At 42.6% G+C, this 19,790-nt stretch carries 18 protein-coding genes and 1 other RNA gene; 6 read left to right on the top strand and 13 right to left on the bottom strand.

The window, feature by feature from the left end; all coding sequences use genetic code 11:
* Together pta and AC4MRV_RS18875 are read left to right on the top strand one after the other, a co-directional pair.
* On the top strand, positions 1-1,391 hold a 1,391-nt coding region (pta, locus tag AC4MRV_RS18880), incomplete at its 5' end, for a phosphate acetyltransferase (protein WP_491188859.1).
* A gap of 133 nt (positions 1,392-1,524) precedes the next feature.
* Complete coding sequence (locus AC4MRV_RS18875) at positions 1,525-2,535, top strand: GGDEF domain-containing protein (RefSeq protein WP_491188858.1); 1,011 nt, start codon at positions 1,525-1,527, stop codon at positions 2,533-2,535.
* 99 nt (positions 2,536-2,634) lie between these two features.
* Here the strand turns inward: AC4MRV_RS18875 and AC4MRV_RS18870 are convergent, their stop codons facing one another.
* Positions 2,635-3,738 (bottom strand): phosphatase PAP2 family protein, encoded by a 1,104-nt coding sequence (locus AC4MRV_RS18870; RefSeq protein WP_491188857.1) that lies wholly within the window; start codon positions 3,736-3,738, stop codon positions 2,635-2,637.
* A 241-nt stretch (positions 3,739-3,979) separates the two neighbouring features.
* Between AC4MRV_RS18870 and AC4MRV_RS18865 the strand changes: the two genes are divergently transcribed.
* Positions 3,980-5,014 (top strand): GGDEF domain-containing protein, encoded by a 1,035-nt coding sequence (locus AC4MRV_RS18865; RefSeq protein WP_491188856.1) that lies wholly within the window; start codon positions 3,980-3,982, stop codon positions 5,012-5,014.
* On the opposite strand, the gene AC4MRV_RS18860 is transcribed toward AC4MRV_RS18865, so the two are convergent.
* The 10 genes from AC4MRV_RS18860 to AC4MRV_RS18815 all read right to left on the bottom strand — a co-directional run bounded on the left by AC4MRV_RS18860 (position 4,982) and on the right by AC4MRV_RS18815 (position 16,707).
* Complete coding sequence (locus tag AC4MRV_RS18860) at positions 4,982-5,935, bottom strand: glutathione S-transferase family protein (RefSeq protein ID WP_491188855.1); 954 nt, start codon at positions 5,933-5,935, stop codon at positions 4,982-4,984. The genes AC4MRV_RS18865 and AC4MRV_RS18860 overlap by 33 nt on opposite strands.
* A gap of 107 nt (positions 5,936-6,042) precedes the next feature.
* On the bottom strand, positions 6,043-7,128 hold the full coding sequence (locus AC4MRV_RS18855) for a phosphatase PAP2 family protein (RefSeq protein ID WP_491188854.1): 1,086 nt from the start codon (positions 7,126-7,128) through the stop codon (positions 6,043-6,045).
* A 156-nt stretch (positions 7,129-7,284) separates the two neighbouring features.
* The gene (gene oppF, locus AC4MRV_RS18850; protein ID WP_491188853.1) at positions 7,285-8,277 is read right to left on the bottom strand and encodes a murein tripeptide/oligopeptide ABC transporter ATP binding protein OppF; all 993 of its coding nucleotides are present in this window, start codon (positions 8,275-8,277) and stop codon (positions 7,285-7,287) included.
* Positions 8,274-9,245, bottom strand: coding sequence for an ABC transporter ATP-binding protein (locus AC4MRV_RS18845; RefSeq protein WP_491188852.1), 972 nt, complete (start codon positions 9,243-9,245; stop codon positions 8,274-8,276). Before AC4MRV_RS18845 ends, oppF begins: the two co-directional genes overlap by 4 nt.
* Positions 9,246-9,295: 50 nt before the next feature.
* Entirely contained in the window at positions 9,296-10,198 is a 903-nt protein-coding gene (gene oppC / locus AC4MRV_RS18840; protein ID WP_491188851.1) for an oligopeptide ABC transporter permease OppC, read from the bottom strand.
* 15 nt (positions 10,199-10,213) lie between these two features.
* Entirely contained in the window at positions 10,214-11,134 is a 921-nt protein-coding gene (oppB, locus tag AC4MRV_RS18835; RefSeq protein WP_491188850.1) for an oligopeptide ABC transporter permease OppB, read from the bottom strand.
* Positions 11,135-11,266: 132 nt separating this feature from the next.
* The gene (locus AC4MRV_RS18830) at positions 11,267-12,898 is read right to left on the bottom strand and encodes an ABC transporter substrate-binding protein (RefSeq protein WP_491188849.1); all 1,632 of its coding nucleotides are present in this window, start codon (positions 12,896-12,898) and stop codon (positions 11,267-11,269) included.
* Positions 12,899-13,500: 602 nt separating this feature from the next.
* Positions 13,501-13,597, bottom strand: an RNA gene (gene ffs, locus AC4MRV_RS18825) — signal recognition particle sRNA small type.
* Between the two features lie 127 nt (positions 13,598-13,724).
* Entirely contained in the window at positions 13,725-15,734 is a 2,010-nt protein-coding gene (locus AC4MRV_RS18820) for a transporter substrate-binding domain-containing diguanylate cyclase (RefSeq protein ID WP_491188848.1), read from the bottom strand.
* 232 nt (positions 15,735-15,966) lie between these two features.
* Positions 15,967-16,707, bottom strand: coding sequence for a VP0952 family biofilm-associated protein (locus AC4MRV_RS18815; RefSeq protein WP_491188847.1), 741 nt, complete (start codon positions 16,705-16,707; stop codon positions 15,967-15,969).
* A gap of 49 nt (positions 16,708-16,756) precedes the next feature.
* Here AC4MRV_RS18815 and AC4MRV_RS18810 point away from each other — a divergent pair, with 49 nt between their 5' ends.
* A complete protein-coding gene (locus AC4MRV_RS18810) occupies positions 16,757-17,059 on the top strand; it encodes an MGMT family protein (RefSeq protein WP_491188846.1) in 303 nt (100 codons plus the stop codon).
* 22 nt (positions 17,060-17,081) lie between these two features.
* Here the strand turns inward: AC4MRV_RS18810 and AC4MRV_RS18805 are convergent, their stop codons facing one another.
* Complete coding sequence (locus tag AC4MRV_RS18805) at positions 17,082-17,510, bottom strand: YbaY family lipoprotein (protein ID WP_491188845.1); 429 nt, start codon at positions 17,508-17,510, stop codon at positions 17,082-17,084.
* Positions 17,511-17,702: 192 nt separating this feature from the next.
* Here AC4MRV_RS18805 and tesB point away from each other — a divergent pair, with 192 nt between their 5' ends.
* Positions 17,703-18,563, top strand: coding sequence for an acyl-CoA thioesterase II (gene tesB, locus AC4MRV_RS18800; RefSeq protein WP_491188844.1), 861 nt, complete (start codon positions 17,703-17,705; stop codon positions 18,561-18,563).
* Positions 18,564-18,624: 61 nt separating this feature from the next.
* Here tesB and AC4MRV_RS18795 read toward each other — a convergent pair whose 3' ends face one another.
* Positions 18,625-19,083, bottom strand: a complete 459-nt coding sequence (locus AC4MRV_RS18795; protein WP_491188843.1) for an Lrp/AsnC family transcriptional regulator — start codon at positions 19,081-19,083, stop codon at positions 18,625-18,627.
* Positions 19,084-19,228: 145 nt separating this feature from the next.
* Here AC4MRV_RS18795 and AC4MRV_RS18790 point away from each other — a divergent pair.
* Positions 19,229-19,790 (top strand): pyridoxal-phosphate dependent enzyme (locus AC4MRV_RS18790; RefSeq protein WP_491188842.1); only part of this gene is annotated, 562 nt, incomplete at its 3' end.

Here is a 19,790-nt window from a genome sequence, read left to right as displayed (position 1 = left end):
GTGCACGTTCTCTGCCAAACATGATTGAGCACTTCAAACCAGGCTCTCTACTTGTGACTTCAGCAGACCGTCCCGACGTAATCGTTGCAGCAGCTCTAGCAGCTATGAACGGTGTTGAAATCGGTGCAATTCTTCTTACTGGTGGTTACGACATTCCAGAAGAGATTGTAGGCCTATGTAAGCCTGCATTCGACTCAGGTCTACCGATCTTCAAAGCGCAAGGTAACACTTGGCAGACGTCTCTAAACCTACAGAGCTTCTCTATCGAAGTACCTGCAGACGATAAAGAGCGTATTGAGTTCATCAATGAACACGTTGCTGGCAACATCGATGGCAACTGGATCGAGTCTATGACTGAGGGTACTCAGAAGTCTCGTCGCCTAAGCCCACCAGCATTCCGTTACCAGCTAACTGAGTTCGCTCGTAAAGCAGGTAAGCGTATCGTTCTTCCTGAAGGTGACGAACCTCGTACAGTTAAAGCTGCGGCTATCTGTGCTGAGCGTGGTATCGCTGAATGTGTGCTTCTAGGTAACCCAGAAGAGATCAAACGTGTTGCAGCGCAGCAAGGTGTTGAACTAGGTGCTGGCGTAACGATCATCAACTCTGATGAAGTTCGTGAAAACTATGTTGCTCGCCTAGTTGAACTACGCGGCGCGAAAGGTATGACTGAAGTTGTTGCTCGCGAGAAGCTACAAGATTCAGTATTCCTTGGCACAATGATGCTTGAGAACGACGAAGTTGACGGCCTAGTTTCTGGTGCTGTTCACACGACTGCGAACACTATCGTTCCTCCGTTCCAAATCATCAAGACTGCACCTGATGCGTCTATCGTATCTTCTGTATTCTTCATGCTACTGCCTGACCAAGTATTGGTTTACGGTGACTGTGCGATCAACCCTGATCCAACGGCTGAACAGCTAGCTGAAATCGCTATCCAATCTGCAGATTCTGCTGCTGCATTCGGTATCGAACCACGCGTTGCTATGATCTCTTACTCTACTGGTGAATCTGGTAAGGGTGCAGACGTAGATAAAGTACGTGAAGCAACGAAACTTGCTCAAGAGAAACGTCCTGATCTAGTGATCGACGGTCCTCTACAGTACGACGCGGCTATCATGGAAAACGTTGCTGCTTCTAAAGCACCAAACTCTCCAGTAGCAGGTAAAGCGACTGTATTCGTATTCCCAGACCTAAACACTGGTAACACGACTTACAAAGCAGTACAACGTTCAGCTGACCTAGTATCTATCGGTCCAATGCTTCAAGGCATGCGTAAGCCTGTAAACGACCTGTCTCGCGGCGCTCTAGTCGACGACATCGTGTACACAGTTGCTCTAACAGCGATTCAGGCGGATCAAGCTGCACAAGCGCAAGAGAAAGTAGTTAACTAATATTTGTGACTAGTTTCACTTAATTGTAAAGCTATACTTATCTAAAAGCCCATATTGATGTATGGGCTTTTTTTATGCCAAAATACAGAACACCACACCAATAAGTAAGCTATAGGCTTTCGAGAGGAGAAATATGACAACCGAATTCATCAACACATCGACTATTCGCGATAATGTTCTGAAAAATGTCAGTATCCTTCTTGGGCTATTCGTACTTGTCGTAACATCAATTAACATGTTCCTGACGTACAATTATATTTTAGGTGCGATTGAGTTAGTCATCTCAATGACCTTCTTTCAGATCTATTACAAAGTTAGAAACTATCAAAGTCTGACCTGGCAACCTGCATTCGTCGCATCCCTAATAACTGTAGGGCTCCTTTACGGTTTCTATCATACTAAGCCTAGTTCAGCGATTGTAATGTGGGTTTATGTTTTACCACCGCTTTATCAACTGATGTTCAATAGAGTAATTGGCTCAGTCGCCACATTTGCAATGCTCATTGCTACCTCAATCATTTACTTCCCTGGCTTGTTTAATGGCGATGTCTACCCGTTTTCCTTCGTTAACTTTGCTATCCCTTACACCATGATTTGGGCCATAGCTTATAATCATGAAATAGTCAGAGTTGGAGTTCAAAAACGGCTCGAACAATTGGCGAGGACTGATTCTCTGACAGGTGCGTTCAACCGTTTAGCATTACACCAAGACACATCCTCAAAGCTTCATTGCTGCGCTGTTAGCCATCTACTTCACTTCGATTTAGATTGGTTTAAAAAGATAAATGACACATACGGCCACAGTGTCGGTGATGAAGTGCTCAAAACCATTGTCCATCGAGTCCAGTCCACGCTAACAAACAGCCGGATATATCGAATCGGTGGTGAAGAGTTCTGTGTGATTTTCTGTGCAAATGATATGACAGAGGCCAAACAGATGAGCGAGACTTTAAGAGAGAGCATCGAGAGCTTAGTTTTTGAGCCTGACATTCGTGTCACAATAAGTGGTGGACTCATTGCGCTACCAAACGAATGCAAACACGAGGATCTCGACTTAGCCCTAAAAAGCACTGATAGAGCGCTTTACAGAGCTAAAGCCTCGGGGAGAAACGTAATTTACGCTGCCGAAACATCACTACTATGAGATGCCCTTAAATCTATATCTTGCCGACCAGGCTCTATACCGTTCTAAGCGTGAAGGAAGAAATAGAGTCAGTGTGAGTTAACGCAACGAGTACCAGATTTAAGCTTGACTCCTCACAACTGCGGCACTGATTCGCCCTGAAAAATGCCATATCAAAGCAGTCAAAACGCCACTCACTAGTCCATCAATCATGTAGTGCCAACCTAGGAAAAAGGACCCGATAAATATGATGCAGGCGAACAAACCAAAAATTGCACCTAATGCTTTATTGATTTGACTCATCGCTAGCATCATCAAAACAGCCATGGAAACATGCATACTCGGCATCGCAGAAATTCCACTGCCTAGCATCTCCTTCCCTACTGAGTAGGCTTGCCATAAATCATCTTGCGTTTTGAGAGCCATGACACTCGTTAGATTATGCGTCTCAAGCCAGATATCCTGCTGATTCAACAAACTCATCAGCTCGACATAATCACGATTATTTGGATCCAATTTCATGGTAAAAGCAGGCCCTGCACTGGAAAGCGCCATAGCCACGACCATTCCCAAAACCGTCCAACACAGGATCCAACTGATCAGGTATCGAGTTCGTTCAAATGACGACTTCGCTAGTATGAAGTAGCTCAATATCCCCCAAAGTAAAAAGAACCATATTTTGTAGCTGTAGTTGATGACTAACGTGAAATAAGGTGAGGACAAAATGGAATGTACGATAAGCCAAGGTTCATGACCACCAGCTAACCAAAAATCAATGTCATGAAATACGCGGTCATATTCAAACGGATGAATCAGAGGTATCAAACCTTTCATGGTGGAAAAGCTCGAGATAAAAACGCTAAGCCCCGTAAGCAAAATAAAGCCCGAAACAATCCGGGCTCTCGATGCAAACATGCCTTGTATTTTGTGCCAATAACATAGGAGTGGTCTTAGTTCTCGACGCGCTGCCAATACAAAGAAATAACCTACCGCGACAACAGCAACGGTGACCATAACAACCGCAGGCATTGCGTACATGTAAGCAAAGAGTGATATGCGATTGCCATAGCCACTAAGAGTGGAAAATAGCGTAACCGATAACGCTATCACACCTATAAGTAGATAGATAACACCATCACTTTTGACATTCTGTAATATCGGTGACGCTTCTTTTCTCATTCGAGACAGCAAGGTTTCAATGAAGCTGTTTAATGACTCAGGCATGGCATACTTCTCAATATTGAAAATCAGCCAGAGATTTTAGCGCCCGGTCACAAAAACGAAACCAATAGATGCCTTCTGTTCAGTTTCACGTCAGGAAACTTACCACCGTTCAATTAGTAGGCTTCCTCTTTGACAGACATCATCCATAGCCCTACAGGCCTTCTCGTTGGAATTCGGTGGTATCACCAACTTTTCTGTGCTTATTGCTACACTTTAAGTTCATGTAAAGAAAGGATTTGAAATGGCACTAAAGCTCTTATCCACGACCGATACCGTTGAAAAAAGCGTCCTAAAGATCACAAGCCTATTTCTTGCCGTTACAGGTGCTGGTTTCACGATCGTTAATTTTTTTATTTGGGATGTGCCAAAATTTGGTTTTATCGATTTCGCCTATACCCTGCTCTGCCTTTTCATCTACCTTCAAATTCAACTGGGGCGATACAAGCCTTGGTATTCAATCTTACTGATTTTTGGCCTCAGCTTTATTCTCATTTACAGTTTGGCTACGGCTAAGGGTTACACGATATTGGTGTTTTGGACGTTCTGTATGCCACCTGTTTTTCACATACTCCTTAATCGATATGTAGGCTCTGCGGTCACATTCATCTTCTTCGTCATTACTATTTCGATATTTTTATCTTACCCTCCCATTGTGCATTCGACTGCCCACACGACGTTTAACTTTGCGATTCCTTATATCTTAATTTGGTCAATCGCTTTTGTTCATGAGGATGTTAGAGAAAAGAACCAGCAAAAGCTAAATAATGCTGCCTTACTCGATCCATTAACTGGAGCCCGTAATCGTCTTTGCATGGAAAATGATTTTGCTCACCATTATGAGTTTCTCACCCATCATTATTTGCTCCATATCGACCTTGATCACTTCAAGCAGGTCAACGATAACTATGGTCATGCATGTGGCGATGCGGTACTAAAAAATGTAAGTGCAGCGATTCTTAAGCAATCCAATATCGAGTATTTGTACCGAGTTGGGGGAGAAGAGTTTTGCGTATTGATCGCAGCCCAAGATGAAAGGCAAGCTTTGGAGATAAGCGAATCTTTGCGCCTAGCCGTCAGTCAGCAAGAGATTGAGTTTAACCACCAAAAGATTCATGTCAGCTTCAGCGGAGGGTTGAAAGCTCTTATGGTTGCAGACAATAGAATCTTAATCGATGAAACGATGGCTAAAACTGATATCGCCCTGTACCAAGCGAAAGCACAGGGCAGAAACCAGATAGTTGTATCAACGGACACCAATAGCTTCGCGACCGTGTGAGGATTCTAGATCCAATTCAGGACCTTTAGGCACAACTTGTGTTGGGTTAATGCCAGTATGGCTGTAATAGTAATGACGCTTGATATGATAGAAGTCCGTCGTTTCTTTAATGCCAGGGATCTGATACAACTCTTTCATATAACCATTTAAGTGCTGATAATCCGCTATCCGCTTTTTGTTACATTTAAAATGGCCTACATAAACTGCGTCGAAGCGAATCAAAGTTGTGAATAAGCGCCAGTCAGCCTCGGTTATCTGCTCCCCAGCTAAATAACGACGCTCGGCCAGGTGAGCATCAAGCCGATCTAATGATTCGAACAACTGATTGTATGCTTCTTCATAAGCACTTTGCGAAGTCGCAAAACCACATCGGTAAACGCCATTATTTACGTTTGGATAGACATAGTCATTCCACTCATCGATTGTTTCTTTAAGAGCATCTGGGTAGTAATCGATCTCGTTGCCTGTAAGTGCATCAAACGCGGAGTTAAACATACGAATGATTTCAGAAGATTCATTACTCACAATCGTGTTGTGCTTTTTATCCCATAAAACCGGTACCGTCACGCGACCTGTATAATCCGGTTTTGCCTCAGTGTAGATTTGATGCAGGCGAGTATGACCAAACAAAGGCTCAGGTAACCCCATTTGCCAACCTTCTGACATCATATCAGGGCAAACAACAGTCACATCAATATGTTCTTCAAGGTTTTTGAGTTTGCGAAAAATTAGTGTGCGATGAGCCCATGGACAAGCTAGCGAAACATACAAGTGATAGCGACCAGGCTCAGGTTTGAACTTTGCTTCTGGCGTATCCTCAATCCAGTTACGGAAACCTGCATCTTCCCGAACAAATTTTCCATCGCTTGATTTAGTGTCATACCAAACATCATGCCATACACCTTCAACTAACTTACCCATGTCATCCACCTTGTCGTTAACTCTTATAATCTAAGTATAAAAAAAGCCAACTCCCAAGAAACTAGATGGAGTTGGCTTAGTTGTTCGAATTTTTTGAAGGTGGTGTTTTACCGATTAAGAAACTTACCGACTAAGTACCAAATCATCCATGTTAGCGGGAAGCTGACCAATCCATCAACTGCGTAGTGCCAACCCAATGTAAAGGAGCCTATGAATATGGTGGCTGCAAATACCCACATAAACACTCCAAGCCATTTATTTATACTCCAGCACCCGAGTGCCATTAGCACAGCCATCGAAACATGCATGCTTGGCATTGCAGAGATTCCACTTCCTAGCATTTCTTTTCCGCTATCATATGCTTCCCACAGATTATCTTGCGTGCCTAAAGCCCATACACCGAGCCAATCACGATCTAATAGCCATTCATTGTGGCTCGCCAAAAGCGCCATCAGTTCGGTATAAGTCGTATCGCTCCCATCTAACCTTTCAACAAATGCAGGCCCCGCAGAAGAGAACACCATTGCTAAAACTGAACCCAATAAAAACCAACATAAAGTCCAACTAATTAGGTACTGCTGACGAGCCTTAGCATTCACAGCAAGTAGAAAGTAGCTAAGCACTCCCCAAATAAGCAAAAACCAGACTTTATACAATATGTTGATCGTCATAGTTATTAATGGTGAATCAAAAAATGCGAAAGCTAAGCGCCATGGCTCAACACCTCCGAATACAATTAAATCAAGTTCATGAAAAAGTTGATCGTATTCAAAGGGGTTTACTATTGGTATCAAGCTCTTCATGGTTGAGAAGCTGGAAATAAATGCACTAATTGCAGTTAACAGTATAAAAGCACTGATAATATGCGCTCGGTATGACCATACAACCACCAGTTTATTCCAGTAGCATCGCAAAGGTCGCTTTTCCAGTCTTACTATCAGTAGTATTAGATAACCCACCATCATAAAACCAATCGATAGTAAGACTACCCACTGCATAGCGTACATATAAGCGAAAAGCTGAATTTTATTCGAATAACCGTTAGCGTACGAAAATGCAGTCGTAACGCAGACGATAAGGGCAATTAACAGGTAAATTTTCTGATCTGATTTAATGAGGGATATAACACTTTGAAGCTCTTTAGTTACTCTACCGTAACTTGGTTCAAAAGCTTGATCATCGAGTGAAGGCATGGGTACAACTCTTAATTACTACTCCTATTACTATATCACTTTAAACAAATACTATCTCTTACGTCTGATCTGAAGTTAATGGCAACCAAAATTGGAGACAAAAAAAGCGCGACTCCCGAAAGATGCCGCGCTTAAGCCCGTCACAGGCTGAATTACTTACACACTAACATGTAGACAAGACACTGCGTGAACGTCACTACCTTCGATGGTTGGTTTTGTTTGCGCACATGCTTCTGTCGCTTTAGGACAACGAGTACGGAAAACACAACCTGACGGTGGGTTGATTGGTGATGGTAAGTCACCTTCTAGCATCTCGATATGCTTTTTACGCTCAAGTTCTGGGTCTGGAATTGGAACCGCAGACATCAATGCACGTGTGTATGGGTGTTTTGGATCGGCAAACAATGCTTCCGCTTCGCCTAGCTCTACCGCATTACCCAAGTACATAACCAGAACTCGATCAGAGATGTGTTTCACTACTGACAAGTCATGAGCAATAAACACTAGAGATAAACCTAGTTCTTTTTGCAACTCTTTCAATAGGTTTACAACCTGAGCCTGGATTGATACGTCAAGTGCTGATACTGGCTCATCACAGATGATCATCTTAGGCTTAAGAATCAGTGCACGTGCGATACCGATACGTTGACACTGACCACCCGAGAACTCGTGTGGATAGCGGTTGATTACATTTGGAAGTAGGCCTACTTTCGCCATCATCTCTTTAACGCGATCTTTCACTTCTTCTTTAGAAAGCTCTGGATAGAAGGTTTCTAGAGGCTCAGCGATGATATCACCTACAGTCATACGCGGGTTCAGTGATGCAAGAGGATCCTGGAAAATCATCTGAATTTCTTTACGCGTTTCACGGCGCTGAACTTCTTGCATCTTAGTTAGGTCTTGACCTAACCACATTACGTCACCGTCAGTTGCTTCAACTAATCCGATGATTGCACGGGCAAACGTCGATTTACCACAGCCAGACTCACCTACTACACCCAGCGTTTCACCTTCATAAAGGCGTACGTTAACACCATCTACAGCTTTCAGGTTTGAAGGCTTGGTCCACGGCCACGCAGATTTCGCTGCAATACTGAAGTGAACTTTAAGATCTTTAACATCTAGAATTAGGTTCTTATCGATACTCATTTTTTCCAAGCCTCCCACTCTGAAAAACATGCACGCTGACGGCCATCACCGAATGGCGTCAAGATTGGTGCTTCTTGCTTACAACGGTCCATCACACGGTGGCAGCGTTCTTGATAAGGGCAGCCTTGTGGAAGACGAAGCAAGTTAGGCGGGTTACCTGGAATTGTAGGAAGAATCTCACCTTCAGTATCTAGACGAGGGATCGCTTTCAATAGACCTTCTGCATAAGGGTGGCTTGGGTTGTAGAAAATTTCATCAACCGTACCGTACTCCATTGTACGACCAGCATACATAACGAGTACTTTGTCACATGAACCCGCCACAACACCAAGGTCGTGAGTGATCATGATGATTGCAGTGTTGAACTCGCTCTTTAGCTCGTTCAGCAGTTCCATGATCTGTGCTTGAACTGTTACATCCAACGCTGTTGTTGGTTCATCAGCAATGAGTAGTTTAGGACGACATAACAGTGCCATAGCGATCATTACGCGCTGACGCATACCGCCAGAGAACTCGTGTGGGTACATGGTAATACGCTTACGAGCTTCTGGGATTTTTACAGCTTCGAGCATACGAACAGACTCTTCGAACGCTTCTGCTTTCCCCATGCCTTTGTGTAGCATTAAAACTTCCATCAACTGGTCACTAACCTTCATGTAAGGGTTTAGTGAAGTCATTGGGTCTTGGAAGATCATAGCGATCTGCTCAGCACGTACTTTGTTTAATGCACTTTCTGGAAGGTTAAGAATTTCATTACCTTCAAACTTTGCACTACCTGAGATGATACCGTTCTTAGCCAGTAGCCCCATGATAGCAAATACAGTCTGTGACTTACCTGAACCAGATTCACCTACGATACCTAGTGTCTCGCCCTGGTTCAGAGAAAAGTTTAAATCGTTTACTGCGGTTACGATACCATCTTGCGTGGTAAATTCGACTCGCAGATCTTTGACATCTAATAAGCTCATCATTGCTTCCTTAATCTTTTTTATAGATTTTGTAATTTATTGCTTTTTAATTATCTGTCTTTTGGATCCAGCGCATCGCGCAGGCCGTCACCAACATAGTTGAAGCAGAATAGTGTCACAACCATGAACGCTGCAGGGAATGCCAGCTGCCAGATTGCTACTTCCATTGTTTGCGAACCTTCTTGAAGAAGTGCGCCCCAACTTGTCATTGGCTCCTGAACACCAAGACCAAGGAATGATAGGAATGACTCAGTAAGAATCATGCTTGGAATTAGAAGCGTTGAGTAAACCGCAACAATACCTAGTACGTTTGGAACAATATGGCGAGTAATGATCTTCCACTTGCTCACACCACAAACGTGTGCCGCTTCAATGAACTCTTTACTACGTAGACTAAGTGTCTGGCCACGCACGATACGCGCCATGTCTAGCCATGCAATCGCACCGATTGCAACGAAGATAAGAACAATGTTACGACCAAAGAATGTTACTAGAACGATTACTAAGAACATGAATGGCACAGCGTAAAGAATCTCCAGAATACGCATCATAATACGGTCAGTTTTACCGCCAATGAAACCTGAAGCCGCACCGTAAAGGGTACCAATCAGTACCGCTACGAATGCACCCATTACACCTACCATAAGTGATATACGACCACCAATCAGAGTACGAACGTATAAGTCTCGACCTAAGCTGTCTGTACCAAACCAGTGCTCAGCATTTGGACCAACGTGCATCGCATACCAGTCTGTATCATCAAACGTGTATGGAGCAATCATTGGTAGGAAGATAACTGCTAGAGTCATCAATGCAAGAATGAACAAGCTCACCATTGCCGCTTTGTTACGCATAAAGCGGATACGAGCATCTTGCCATAAACTACGACCTTCAATTTCCAGGTTTTCTGCAAATTTCTCGACCGCTTCTAAATTCTCTTTTTTCGTTAACATAACCAAACTTCCCTGTTAGTAGCGAATTTTCGGGTCAATCATTGCTAGTAAGATATCAACAATAGCGTTGAATAGAATGAATAGGAAACCAATCAAGATGGTAACACCCATTACTAGCGAGTAGTCACGGTTAAAGGCAGCGTTTACGAACAACTTACCAATACCTGGTAGACCGAAGATTGTTTCAATAACAACTGAACCTGTGATGATACCTACGAATGCAGGGCCCATGTATGAAACAACAGGTAGAAGTGCTGGTTTAAGAGCATGCTTAACAACGATGTAGCGGTAGCTCAGACCCTTCGCGCGAGCAGTACGAATAAAGTTACTGTTCAGCGTTTCGATCATCGAGCCACGAGTGATACGCGCAAAAGTTGCAACATAGAGTAACGACATGCCAATCACTGGAAGCACTAAATACTTCAAGCTTCCGTCATGCCAACCACCTGCCGGGAATAGGTTCCAGTGTAAAGAGAATAGGTAGATAAGAGCAGGCGCGAGTACGAATGAAGGCATTACAACACCTATCATCGCGGTGGACATTATGGTGTAGTCGACCCAGGTATTGTGCTTCAACGCAGCAATGGTACCTACAGTCACCCCCATAATAACGGTGAAAATAAACGCAATAAAACCAACTTTAGCCGATACAGGTAGCGCAACAGAGATCAATTCATTTACCGAGTAATCTAGGTACTTGAAAGATGGACCAAAGTCACCTTGAACTACATTGAACAGGTAAGTGGTGTATTGTTCGAAAACAGGCTTATCTAGACCATATTTAGCTTCGATGTTAGCCATTACTTCAGGCGGTAACGGTTTCTCTGTTGAGAAAGGGTTACCTGGCGCAAAGCGCATTAGAAAGAAAGATACGGTGATCAATACCAACATAGTTGGGATCGCCTCAAATATCCTTTTAGCGATGAATTTAAGCATAAACTCACTCTTTCAGTCTGTGACATTAAAATTAAAGAAATCCTCAATCCAACTAATTTCAGATTGAAGAGAGGCGCTGCATGCGATTTCTCACATGCAGAGCCTAGTTTTTATAGTTCTATCTGCTCAGAATTATTGAGCTTTGATGTAAAGATCTTTTGAGTAGATCTTCTCTTCCGCGTTAGCTGATGGGAAACCACCAACGTGCGGGTTTAGTAGACGAGAACGTACGTATTGGTAGATAGGTGCGATAGGCATATCTTTAGCCATTAGCTTCTCAGCTTCTAGGTAAAGAGCTGTACGCTCTTCTTCTGAAGTTGAGTTAAGTGCTTTGTCGATTAGCGCATCGTAATCTTTGTTACCCCAGTGTTGGCCACCAGTCGTGTTCTTGCTCACCATTAGCGTCAAGAATGAAGACGCTTCGTTGTAGTCACCACACCAGCCAGCGCGTGATACTTCGAAGTCACCTTGATCTTTCGTAGATAGGTAAGTTTTCCACTCTTGGTTTTCTAGAGTAACGTCTAGACCTAGAGTCTTCTTCCACATAGAACCAAGTGCTACCGCAATTTTCTTGTGGTTTTCGTTCGTATTGTAAAGAAGAGTGAACTTAAGTGGGTTGTCTTTACCGTAGCCAGCTTCAGCTAGTAGACGTGCAGCTTCTGCATTACGGTCTTTTTGAGACATTGAACCGTACTGAGGTAGTTCAGGGTTGAAGTTAGCTGTAATTTCCGGAGTTAGGAAGTAAGCAGGCTTCTGACCTTGAGCTAGAATTGCATCAGTTACGATATTACGGTCGATAGCGTAAGAAATCGCTTTACGAACACGTACATCATCAAATGGTTTCTTCTTCGTGTTGAAAGAGTAGTAGTAAGTACATAGGCTGCCTTCAACAGACACTGACTCTGGGTACTCTTTCTTCAGACGCTTGAAATGCTCTGTTGGCAAAGTAGAAGTGAAATCGATCTCGCCAGATAGGAAACGGTTCATTTCCGCAACTGCGTTTTCAATCGGTAGGAACGTTACTTTATTAAGAACTGTATCAGCGTTATCCCAGTACTTTTCGTTACGCTTAAGCTCTAAACGCTCGTTCACAACCCAGTTGTTTACAACGAATGCGCCGTTACCAACAAAGTTCTCTGGTTTAGTCCATTGATCGCCGAACTTCTCTACTGTCGCTTTATGAACTGGCTTCATTGTTGTATGGCCAGTCATCATCACAAAGTAAGGAACCGCAGTGTCTAGTTCAACAACCAGTGTGTGATCGTCAAGAGCTTTAACACCAAGCTCAGCTTTATCTTTCTTACCTGCAACGATGTCTTTAGCATTCTTCATCTTGGTGTATTCCATGTACCAAGAATATGGAGAAGCAGTTGCTGGGTCTACAGCGCGTTGGAAAGAGTATACGAAATCACCTGCTGTTACAGGGTCGCCGTTTGACCATTGAGCATCTTTACGTAGGTGGAAAGTGAAAGTTTTGTTGTCTGTAGTTTCCCAAGACTCTGCAACACCTGGGATAGTGTTACCGTCTGCGTCTTGATTCACCAAGCCTTCAAGGATGTCACGAATAACGTGAGATTCTGGAACACCTTGAGATTTGTGAGGGTCGATTGTCGCAACTTCTGTACCGTTACCACGAACTAGTTCTTGCTTGTCTGCTAGTTTAACACCAGCTGGAACATCAGCTGCTAGAGTTGCGGTAGAGGTTGCGGCCACTGCTAGACCTGCACCTAAAAGAAGGGCTTGAGTGATTTTGTTCTTATACATGCTTAAAACTCCAAGTTTTTCATTTGCATCCATGACTTCTTTGCAGGTTCACTAGAACGGACAGTGATTTAGATTTTTTTAGTGCAAAAAATAAGCACAAAAATCTAAAGCCTTACAAAGATTGCGGCACACATTATCAATCATTGAAGTAATTTGCCATAAAAATGTAGCAAAAAATCGTATAATTCTCCGATTACTTCAACAAATCAGTAAAAAACACCATCAAGACAAATAAATTTAGAATATTTGAGTGAGATATTTTACACACCTAGATTGACGTGCCATTTTATCTATAAAGACACTAGCTTGTAGCATCTTATGCTAGATATTGTGCGGAAAAATTAACATTAAGTATGTAAAGCAGATAACATTTACCTACATTGCTCTCATCTGATCAGACGAATTGTGATAAAAGTCACTTTCAATAGGGAGAATGAACGGCATGGCTTTAGAAATCCATCGTTTTCGTAATCTATATCAATACTTTCAAAGATTTAGATAAACGAGACAGATGATTTCCTGAAATGGGCTATGGAGGTTATTTAAACCAGCAAAAATAAAAGTGTTGGGAAAAGAAGAAGTTCTGGGAGCCAGATGGGCGGAGACCCCAGCCACATCCCGGCACACAAGTCACTCGCTGCGGCTGCTTCCTTCCGGACCTGACCGAGTTCACGAGCTATTGTTGCGGGAGGACCAGGGCCTCCATAGATTTTGTTTCCTTAGCTTGGCTAAGGAGTGAGGGGATTATCAGCTATCCCTTCCACCATTTCAAGCGCATTCACAAAGAAAAATGCTGTTTTTGTTTCAACTGCTTAGTGAGTAACCATTATTGGTTTAAACAAACAACGTTTGAGCGTTCTTCAAGATTGTCGTTACTACTAACTTTAGCATGTTTATGTTCATACATTGCGGTATCGGCTTCATGCATTACCTCCTGCAAACTCATAAAACTGCGTCCAGAGCAGGAAGCACCAAAAGCGAGAGACACATTAAATGCAATTGTTTTATCATCAGAAAGAAAAGGAATCGATACCAACTTCTGTTTCAAGTTATCCAATTGAGCTCTTTCAACCTTACCGGCTAAGACAAACTCGTCGCCACCAATACGATAACTACTTCCGAGCCAGAGACGATCGATATGTTCACCCACTTTACGTAACACCTGATCACCAACGTCATGGCCATAGGTATCATTAATTTGCTTAAACTTATTCACATCTAAGTAAATCAAGGTTTCATCTCCGCCGATACCTTTGCGATATTTCTGTTTTAATGCGCGTCTATTCTTCAATCGAGTTAAATTGTCAGTCAGAGATTGACTATGAAGATACATAGCAACCACTACAAGAAAACCAAGCACAAGCATGAACAAGATTTGGCTTTTACGCGAAAACGCCTGCTCAGCATGTAATGTAGCTTTCCAATTCGGCTGATAATCGTATTTAGAGATAATGCGTTCAACATCAATCATTTTAATTGCGCGACTAAACAAAGGAGCTAATGAAGCACCTAATTCATTTTTAGGGAAGCCTATCGCAATTGGTGATTGATAGTAGCTGCCGATCATTGTTTCCTCTACTAAAGGCAATAAATCGTTCGATTCTCGTAATCTCTTGTTGAAGTTAGCTCGGCTCACAGCCAAGTAATCAATCTCATTATTTAGCAGTGCATCGAATAGTGCATCGTCGCTAGCGTAGGCATGCAGAGTTTTATTGGGCAGTCTTTGAGATAGGAGTTCTTGATAGAAATCGTCTTTCACGACCCCTATCCTCTCGGCAATGAGTTCTGAAACATTGCTATAAACATTCTCTTTATACCCTTCCCTTTTAACTAAAATAGCTTTAGGAAAGTAATAAGGTACTGAGAAGTATGCCATGCTCTTGCGACTTTCTGAGATTGCGATAGGCGAAAGAATATCTATCTTTCTATCAATCAAGTCATGGAACATACTTTCCCATGTCTCATCTTGCGTACTAACAATTTCGCATTTAAGCATTAATATTTCGCAAGCATCATTTACCACATCTGCAGTAATGCCTTCAATTTTGCCGTCTGGTAAGTAGGTTGCGAATTGGCCTATGCTTTCAATTTTAACACGCATTGCTTTTTGATAGTTTACATTGCTATCTATCAGAGACTGACGAAGAGCCTGCTTTCTTAGATCAAATTGATACTGCTTTACTGACTCTCGCAACAGTTTTTGAACTTGAGCGCTGTGCGCGTAATTTTCGATACTTTTTAGTTGCTCTCGATGCTTTCCTTTTGGCGAAATCACAGAGACAGGCTTAATCATGATCTGATGATTAAGTAATTGAGCATCAAATCCAGCAAGAAGCATTGGCTTCAATTGATTGATCGCATCTACTACACCATCTACTTGCTGGTTTTCAATGAGAGACTTGGCTTGTTCATGACCTTTATATTCGACCAGCATGATATCTGGGTAATACGCGGCAATTAACTCGCCATAAACTGTACCCGCAGGTACTCCGACTCTAGATACATTTTCTAAGTCAGCGTTTATTAAGCTATAAAGGTATGTATATTCAATATTGGTAGGGCTAGAGAATTCAAAAACAGACGCTCTTGAGGGTGTAAAGGTTACATTGGCAGCGAAGTCTGCTTCTTCATTTTCAACAGCATCGAGTATCGCGTTAAAGCTAGGATAGTAAACATATTCAACTTGAAGACCAAAACGGTCTGAAACCGCATCAAATAAGATGCGGCTGACAACATCATCGGCTTCCATAGCCACTTTATATTTCGTGCTCGCAAATACAAAAGATGAAAAAAGCATACAGCACAAAATGCACCATATACGCCACAGCAATGCCATCCTAGCCTGTTCCTAAGTGAATAAATATGAATCTTGGTCGTATTGGCTTCGACTGCATAAATAGATAGAGAGGTAAGCACACTGACTTAACAACTCCTTGTAAGTTACTGAGAAGCGGTCACTTGAATCTATCGTGGCAAGTTTTTAGCACTAAATCGAGCAAATAATATGCAATTCTGACATACATAGATGCATATGCCAACTGAATATAATTCGCATTTATTGTATTTAGTTATATATCTGATTCTTCTTCTGCACTACGCAAGACGTAGTCAGTCATCCAGGCGGTTCCAAGTAGACACAACCAAACAACAAATACAGGATTAGGAACTTCAATATTAGGTGAGACAACTAAAGCCGCAAATCCTACTGTGGGCAAAGTCCAACACAGCAGCTTACTCCATTTAAATGTCTTCAAGCGTGAAAGGCTTTCCATTGAAGCAATTATCCCGGTTACGGACAGGGCAACCAATGCAGCATATGACAAGTCCGCTAGCCACAAGGGCAAAATCAAACCTAGTGCCCACCAGCTATGCTTATTGGACGTCCCCCAATGTGACGCTGCCCACCAGATCACCATAACTGCGAGCGTCTGTACTGCCGTCACTACCGCTTCTCCACCGAGTTTTCCGGAAGCTTGAGTGACCATGATTCCCACTTGAAGAGTAACAACAATCAAGGCTGCAGTTATTAGAACACCGATACTACTACGTTTAGAAAATACCACCATTAGAAGGGGAAACAGTACCCATACACTGACCGACAGCGCAATGGGTTGATAAGGAAGTGTTAAACCATAAGTTGTCATAGCGGCCATTAAAATTAAACCCGCTACACCGCCTTGAGGTAGAATCCATAATGCGGGTATCAGTAAGGCCAATACGGGAATATCGCCTTCACTTAAGCTGATAGCACGAGCACAAACTACGGCTAATAGAGTTGTTACCAAGAACTGAAATGTAGAAAATACCATGCCCTCTCCTTATCCATTCCATGGAAAACTGAACTAGGACTAAATGATTATGGACCAGTTTTTAATGCAAATCTTTGCTGTAATTCACCAAATTCCACCTGGAAAAGTAACAACTTACGGTGAGATCGCAAAAATGGCAGGTTATCCTGGCTACGCGCGCCATGTTGGCAAGGCTTTGGGTAACCTTCCTAGTGGTAGTAAGCTGCCTTGGTATAGAGTGATCAATAGCCAAGGAAGAATCTCACTAAAAGGAGAAGGTTTAGTAAGGCAAAGAAATTTGCTTATCGAAGACGGTGTTGAGGTGAGTAACGACGGTAAAGTACGGCTGAAAATCTACCGATGGCAGCCTTAGGCTACCATCGATTCAAATGGCTTTATTGACCAACACCAATCAAACGTAGGTTCACGTTATCAGTTTTTTCTTCATCAGTGATTACTGGGTAAGAAGTATCTGTGATAAATCGAAGTTTACCATCCACTTCAATTCGAGCACTCACACTATAACGATGACGAGGCTCAATTTTTGCCGTGTGGTAAGCCAAATCAAATTCGAAAGGAACTTGAGCTCCATTCGTTTCAAAACGGTGTTTAGCAATCACTTTCGCAGGAGCATCAGCCAAAGAAATATCTTGAAGTGTTACCGTTACTAACGCGTTATCAGGTAGCGCGATACGCTCACGATAAGCAACAGTGCCAGTAATTGATTCAACTTTCGCTTGCTCTACATCCTTCTCTGATGATTGACACCCCATAAGAGCCACACCCAATACTACTGACGTTACTAATGCTAGTGCTTTTTTCATGAAAGCCTCTCCTAAATTATTAAATTCACGCAGATTATAGATAGCAAGTATCTAGCTGTCATTACACTATAATCGTTGTTGACAGATTCTTAACTGAGCCAAGATTTTGCTGACAATTTACTCAAACAGCTGTTTAAATAATTACGTAGCGCTTAAAATAATCAGAATATTCATATTGAAAAAGGTCAACGCATGAGCAAACCGTTGAACGAACTTCTTAATTTACTGCAATTGGAGAAGCTCGAAGAAGGTCTATTTAGAGGGCAAAGTGAAAACTTAGGGCTGCCCCAGGTTTATGGTGGGCAAGTCATAGGCCAAGCGCTCTCAGCTGCTCGTTACACTGTCGATCCAGATCGTACTGTGCATTCTTTTCATAGCTACTTTCTTTATCCTGGTGACCCTGAAAAGCCGATTATCTACGATGTAGAAAACCTTAGAGATGGCCGCAGCTTTAGCACTCGCAGAGTGAAAGCGATTCAAAATGGTCGCCCTATCTTCTATCTTACCGCTTCTTATCATGGTGATGCTCCTGGGTTTGAACATCAAAACACAATGCCCGATATTCCAGGCCCAGAGAATTATGCATCTGAGTCTGAACTCGCGGCACGTATTGCCGATCATTTACCAGAAAAGATAAAGAAAGCATTTTGCGGCGAAAAGCCAATTGAGATGCGCCCGGTAACTGTGGTGAACCCTTTAAATCCTCAAAAAGTTGAGCCAAAGCAATACTTATGGATTCGTGCTAACGGCGAAATGCCAGATAGCCAACTGATTCATCAGTACTTACTGGGTTACGCGTCTGATTGGGGTTTCCTAGTCACCGCTCTTCACCCTCATGGCGTCTCTCTGATGACACCTAAATTTCAAGTTGCAACCATTGATCACTCTATTTGGTTCCATAGACCTTTCAAAATGGATGAATGGCTGCTCTACGTGATAGAAAGCCCGACGGCCAGTAATACGCGCGGTTTGGTACGTGGGGAGATTTATAATCGGGAAGGACACCTCGTTGCCACCGCAGTGCAAGAAGGCGTAATGCGCTTTACTCAATAAAGCCAAAACAAAGCATTAAAAGGAGTGTAAAAGCACTCCTTTTCGCTAACAATAGATGACCTTAGATTGGAAGCGCCGTTGTGTATTTGATTGGCTCCATTGCAAATGTAGATGTGACATTCGATAAGCCTTTAACACTATTCACCATCCGTTTATAAAACTCATCAAAACACTTCATGTCCTTCACCAGTACTTTCATCATATAGTCATATTCTCCGGCCATGCGATAGAACTCCATCACTTCAGGAAAATCACTTACTGTTGTCACAAAATGGTGATACCAATCTTCCGAGTGATCACTGGTTTTAAGTTGTACAAACGCGATAAATGATAAATCCAGTTTCTCAGCATTCAACAGCGCCACACGCTTTTCGATATAACCTTCATCTTCCAGTTTTTTTAAACGCTTCCAACAAGGCGTGGTGGTCAGGTTCACTCTCTCAGCCAAGTCATTTAAAGACAAGGTTCCATCCTCTTGGAGGAAAGAAAGTAACTGCCTGTCGATTTTATCTAAGCTCATTCCTAGCACCTTCCTAATATAGAGAAATTTTTTCTACCATTGATGAATAACAGAACAATAATAGCAAAGTTTTTCTCTAGGGTTATAGGTAGATTATCCCTATAGACAAAAACAACTACCCTACAAAATTTCGAGGAGTCACGTTATGTGTACTGACCACAACTGGATCAACAATGCTGTACGCAAAATCGAAGCCGACTTTCAACGCTCAGCAGATACTCACCTATTCAAACTAGATCTCCCTTCATTAGAAGGTATCGACATCTACCTAAAAGATGAAAGCACGCATCCAACTGGCTCGTTGAAGCATCGTTTAGCGCGTTCGCTTTTCCTTTACGCGATTTGTAATGGTTGGGTTGGTCCCGAGACCACAGTAATAGAAGCATCATCAGGCAGCACTGCAGTTTCTGAAGCTTACTTCGCTCGTCTTTTAGGCTTACCATTTATTGCCGTGATGCCAAAGACCACTGCACGTAAAAAGATTGAACAAATTGAGTTCTACGGTGGTAAAGCACACCTTGTTGACCGTTCAGACCAAATTTATGACGAGTCTCGTCGTCTAGCGAAAGAGCTAAATGGTCACTACATGGATCAATTTACTTACGCTGAGCGTGCGACTGACTGGCGTGGTAACAACAACATCGCCAACTCGATCTTTAGCCAAATGCAATTAGAAGATCATCCAATCCCAAGCTGGGTTGTGATGA

Source organism: Vibrio sp. (assembly GCF_984391705.1).
Note: the sequence above shows the minus strand (reverse complement) of the source record. Positions and strands in the feature narration are given on the sequence as shown.

What these genes read in the sequence shown, in the direction of transcription:
- AC4MRV_RS18875 (WP_491188858.1), top strand. Translation starts at nt 1,525, where the DNA reads ATGACAACCGAATTCATCAACACATCGACTATTCGCGATAATGTTCTG.
- AC4MRV_RS18870 (WP_491188857.1), bottom strand. Translation starts at nt 3,738, where the DNA reads ATGCCTGAGTCATTAAACAGCTTCATTGAAACCTTGCTGTCTCGAATG.
- AC4MRV_RS18865 (WP_491188856.1), top strand. Translation starts at nt 3,980, where the DNA reads ATGGCACTAAAGCTCTTATCCACGACCGATACCGTTGAAAAAAGCGTC.
- AC4MRV_RS18860 (WP_491188855.1), bottom strand. Translation starts at nt 5,935, where the DNA reads ATGGGTAAGTTAGTTGAAGGTGTATGGCATGATGTTTGGTATGACACT.
- AC4MRV_RS18855 (WP_491188854.1), bottom strand. Translation starts at nt 7,128, where the DNA reads ATGCCTTCACTCGATGATCAAGCTTTTGAACCAAGTTACGGTAGAGTA.
- oppF (WP_491188853.1), bottom strand. Translation starts at nt 8,277, where the DNA reads ATGAGTATCGATAAGAACCTAATTCTAGATGTTAAAGATCTTAAAGTT.
- AC4MRV_RS18845 (WP_491188852.1), bottom strand. Translation starts at nt 9,245, where the DNA reads ATGAGCTTATTAGATGTCAAAGATCTGCGAGTCGAATTTACCACGCAA.
- oppC (WP_491188851.1), bottom strand. Translation starts at nt 10,198, where the DNA reads ATGTTAACGAAAAAAGAGAATTTAGAAGCGGTCGAGAAATTTGCAGAA.
- oppB (WP_491188850.1), bottom strand. Translation starts at nt 11,134, where the DNA reads ATGCTTAAATTCATCGCTAAAAGGATATTTGAGGCGATCCCAACTATG.
- AC4MRV_RS18830 (WP_491188849.1), bottom strand. Translation starts at nt 12,898, where the DNA reads ATGTATAAGAACAAAATCACTCAAGCCCTTCTTTTAGGTGCAGGTCTA.
- AC4MRV_RS18820 (WP_491188848.1), bottom strand. Translation starts at nt 15,734, where the DNA reads ATGGCATTGCTGTGGCGTATATGGTGCATTTTGTGCTGTATGCTTTTT.
- AC4MRV_RS18815 (WP_491188847.1), bottom strand. Translation starts at nt 16,707, where the DNA reads ATGGTATTTTCTACATTTCAGTTCTTGGTAACAACTCTATTAGCCGTA.
- AC4MRV_RS18810 (WP_491188846.1), top strand. Translation starts at nt 16,757, where the DNA reads ATGGACCAGTTTTTAATGCAAATCTTTGCTGTAATTCACCAAATTCCA.
- AC4MRV_RS18805 (WP_491188845.1), bottom strand. Translation starts at nt 17,510, where the DNA reads ATGAAAAAAGCACTAGCATTAGTAACGTCAGTAGTATTGGGTGTGGCT.
- tesB (WP_491188844.1), top strand. Translation starts at nt 17,703, where the DNA reads ATGAGCAAACCGTTGAACGAACTTCTTAATTTACTGCAATTGGAGAAG.
- AC4MRV_RS18795 (WP_491188843.1), bottom strand. Translation starts at nt 19,083, where the DNA reads ATGAGCTTAGATAAAATCGACAGGCAGTTACTTTCTTTCCTCCAAGAG.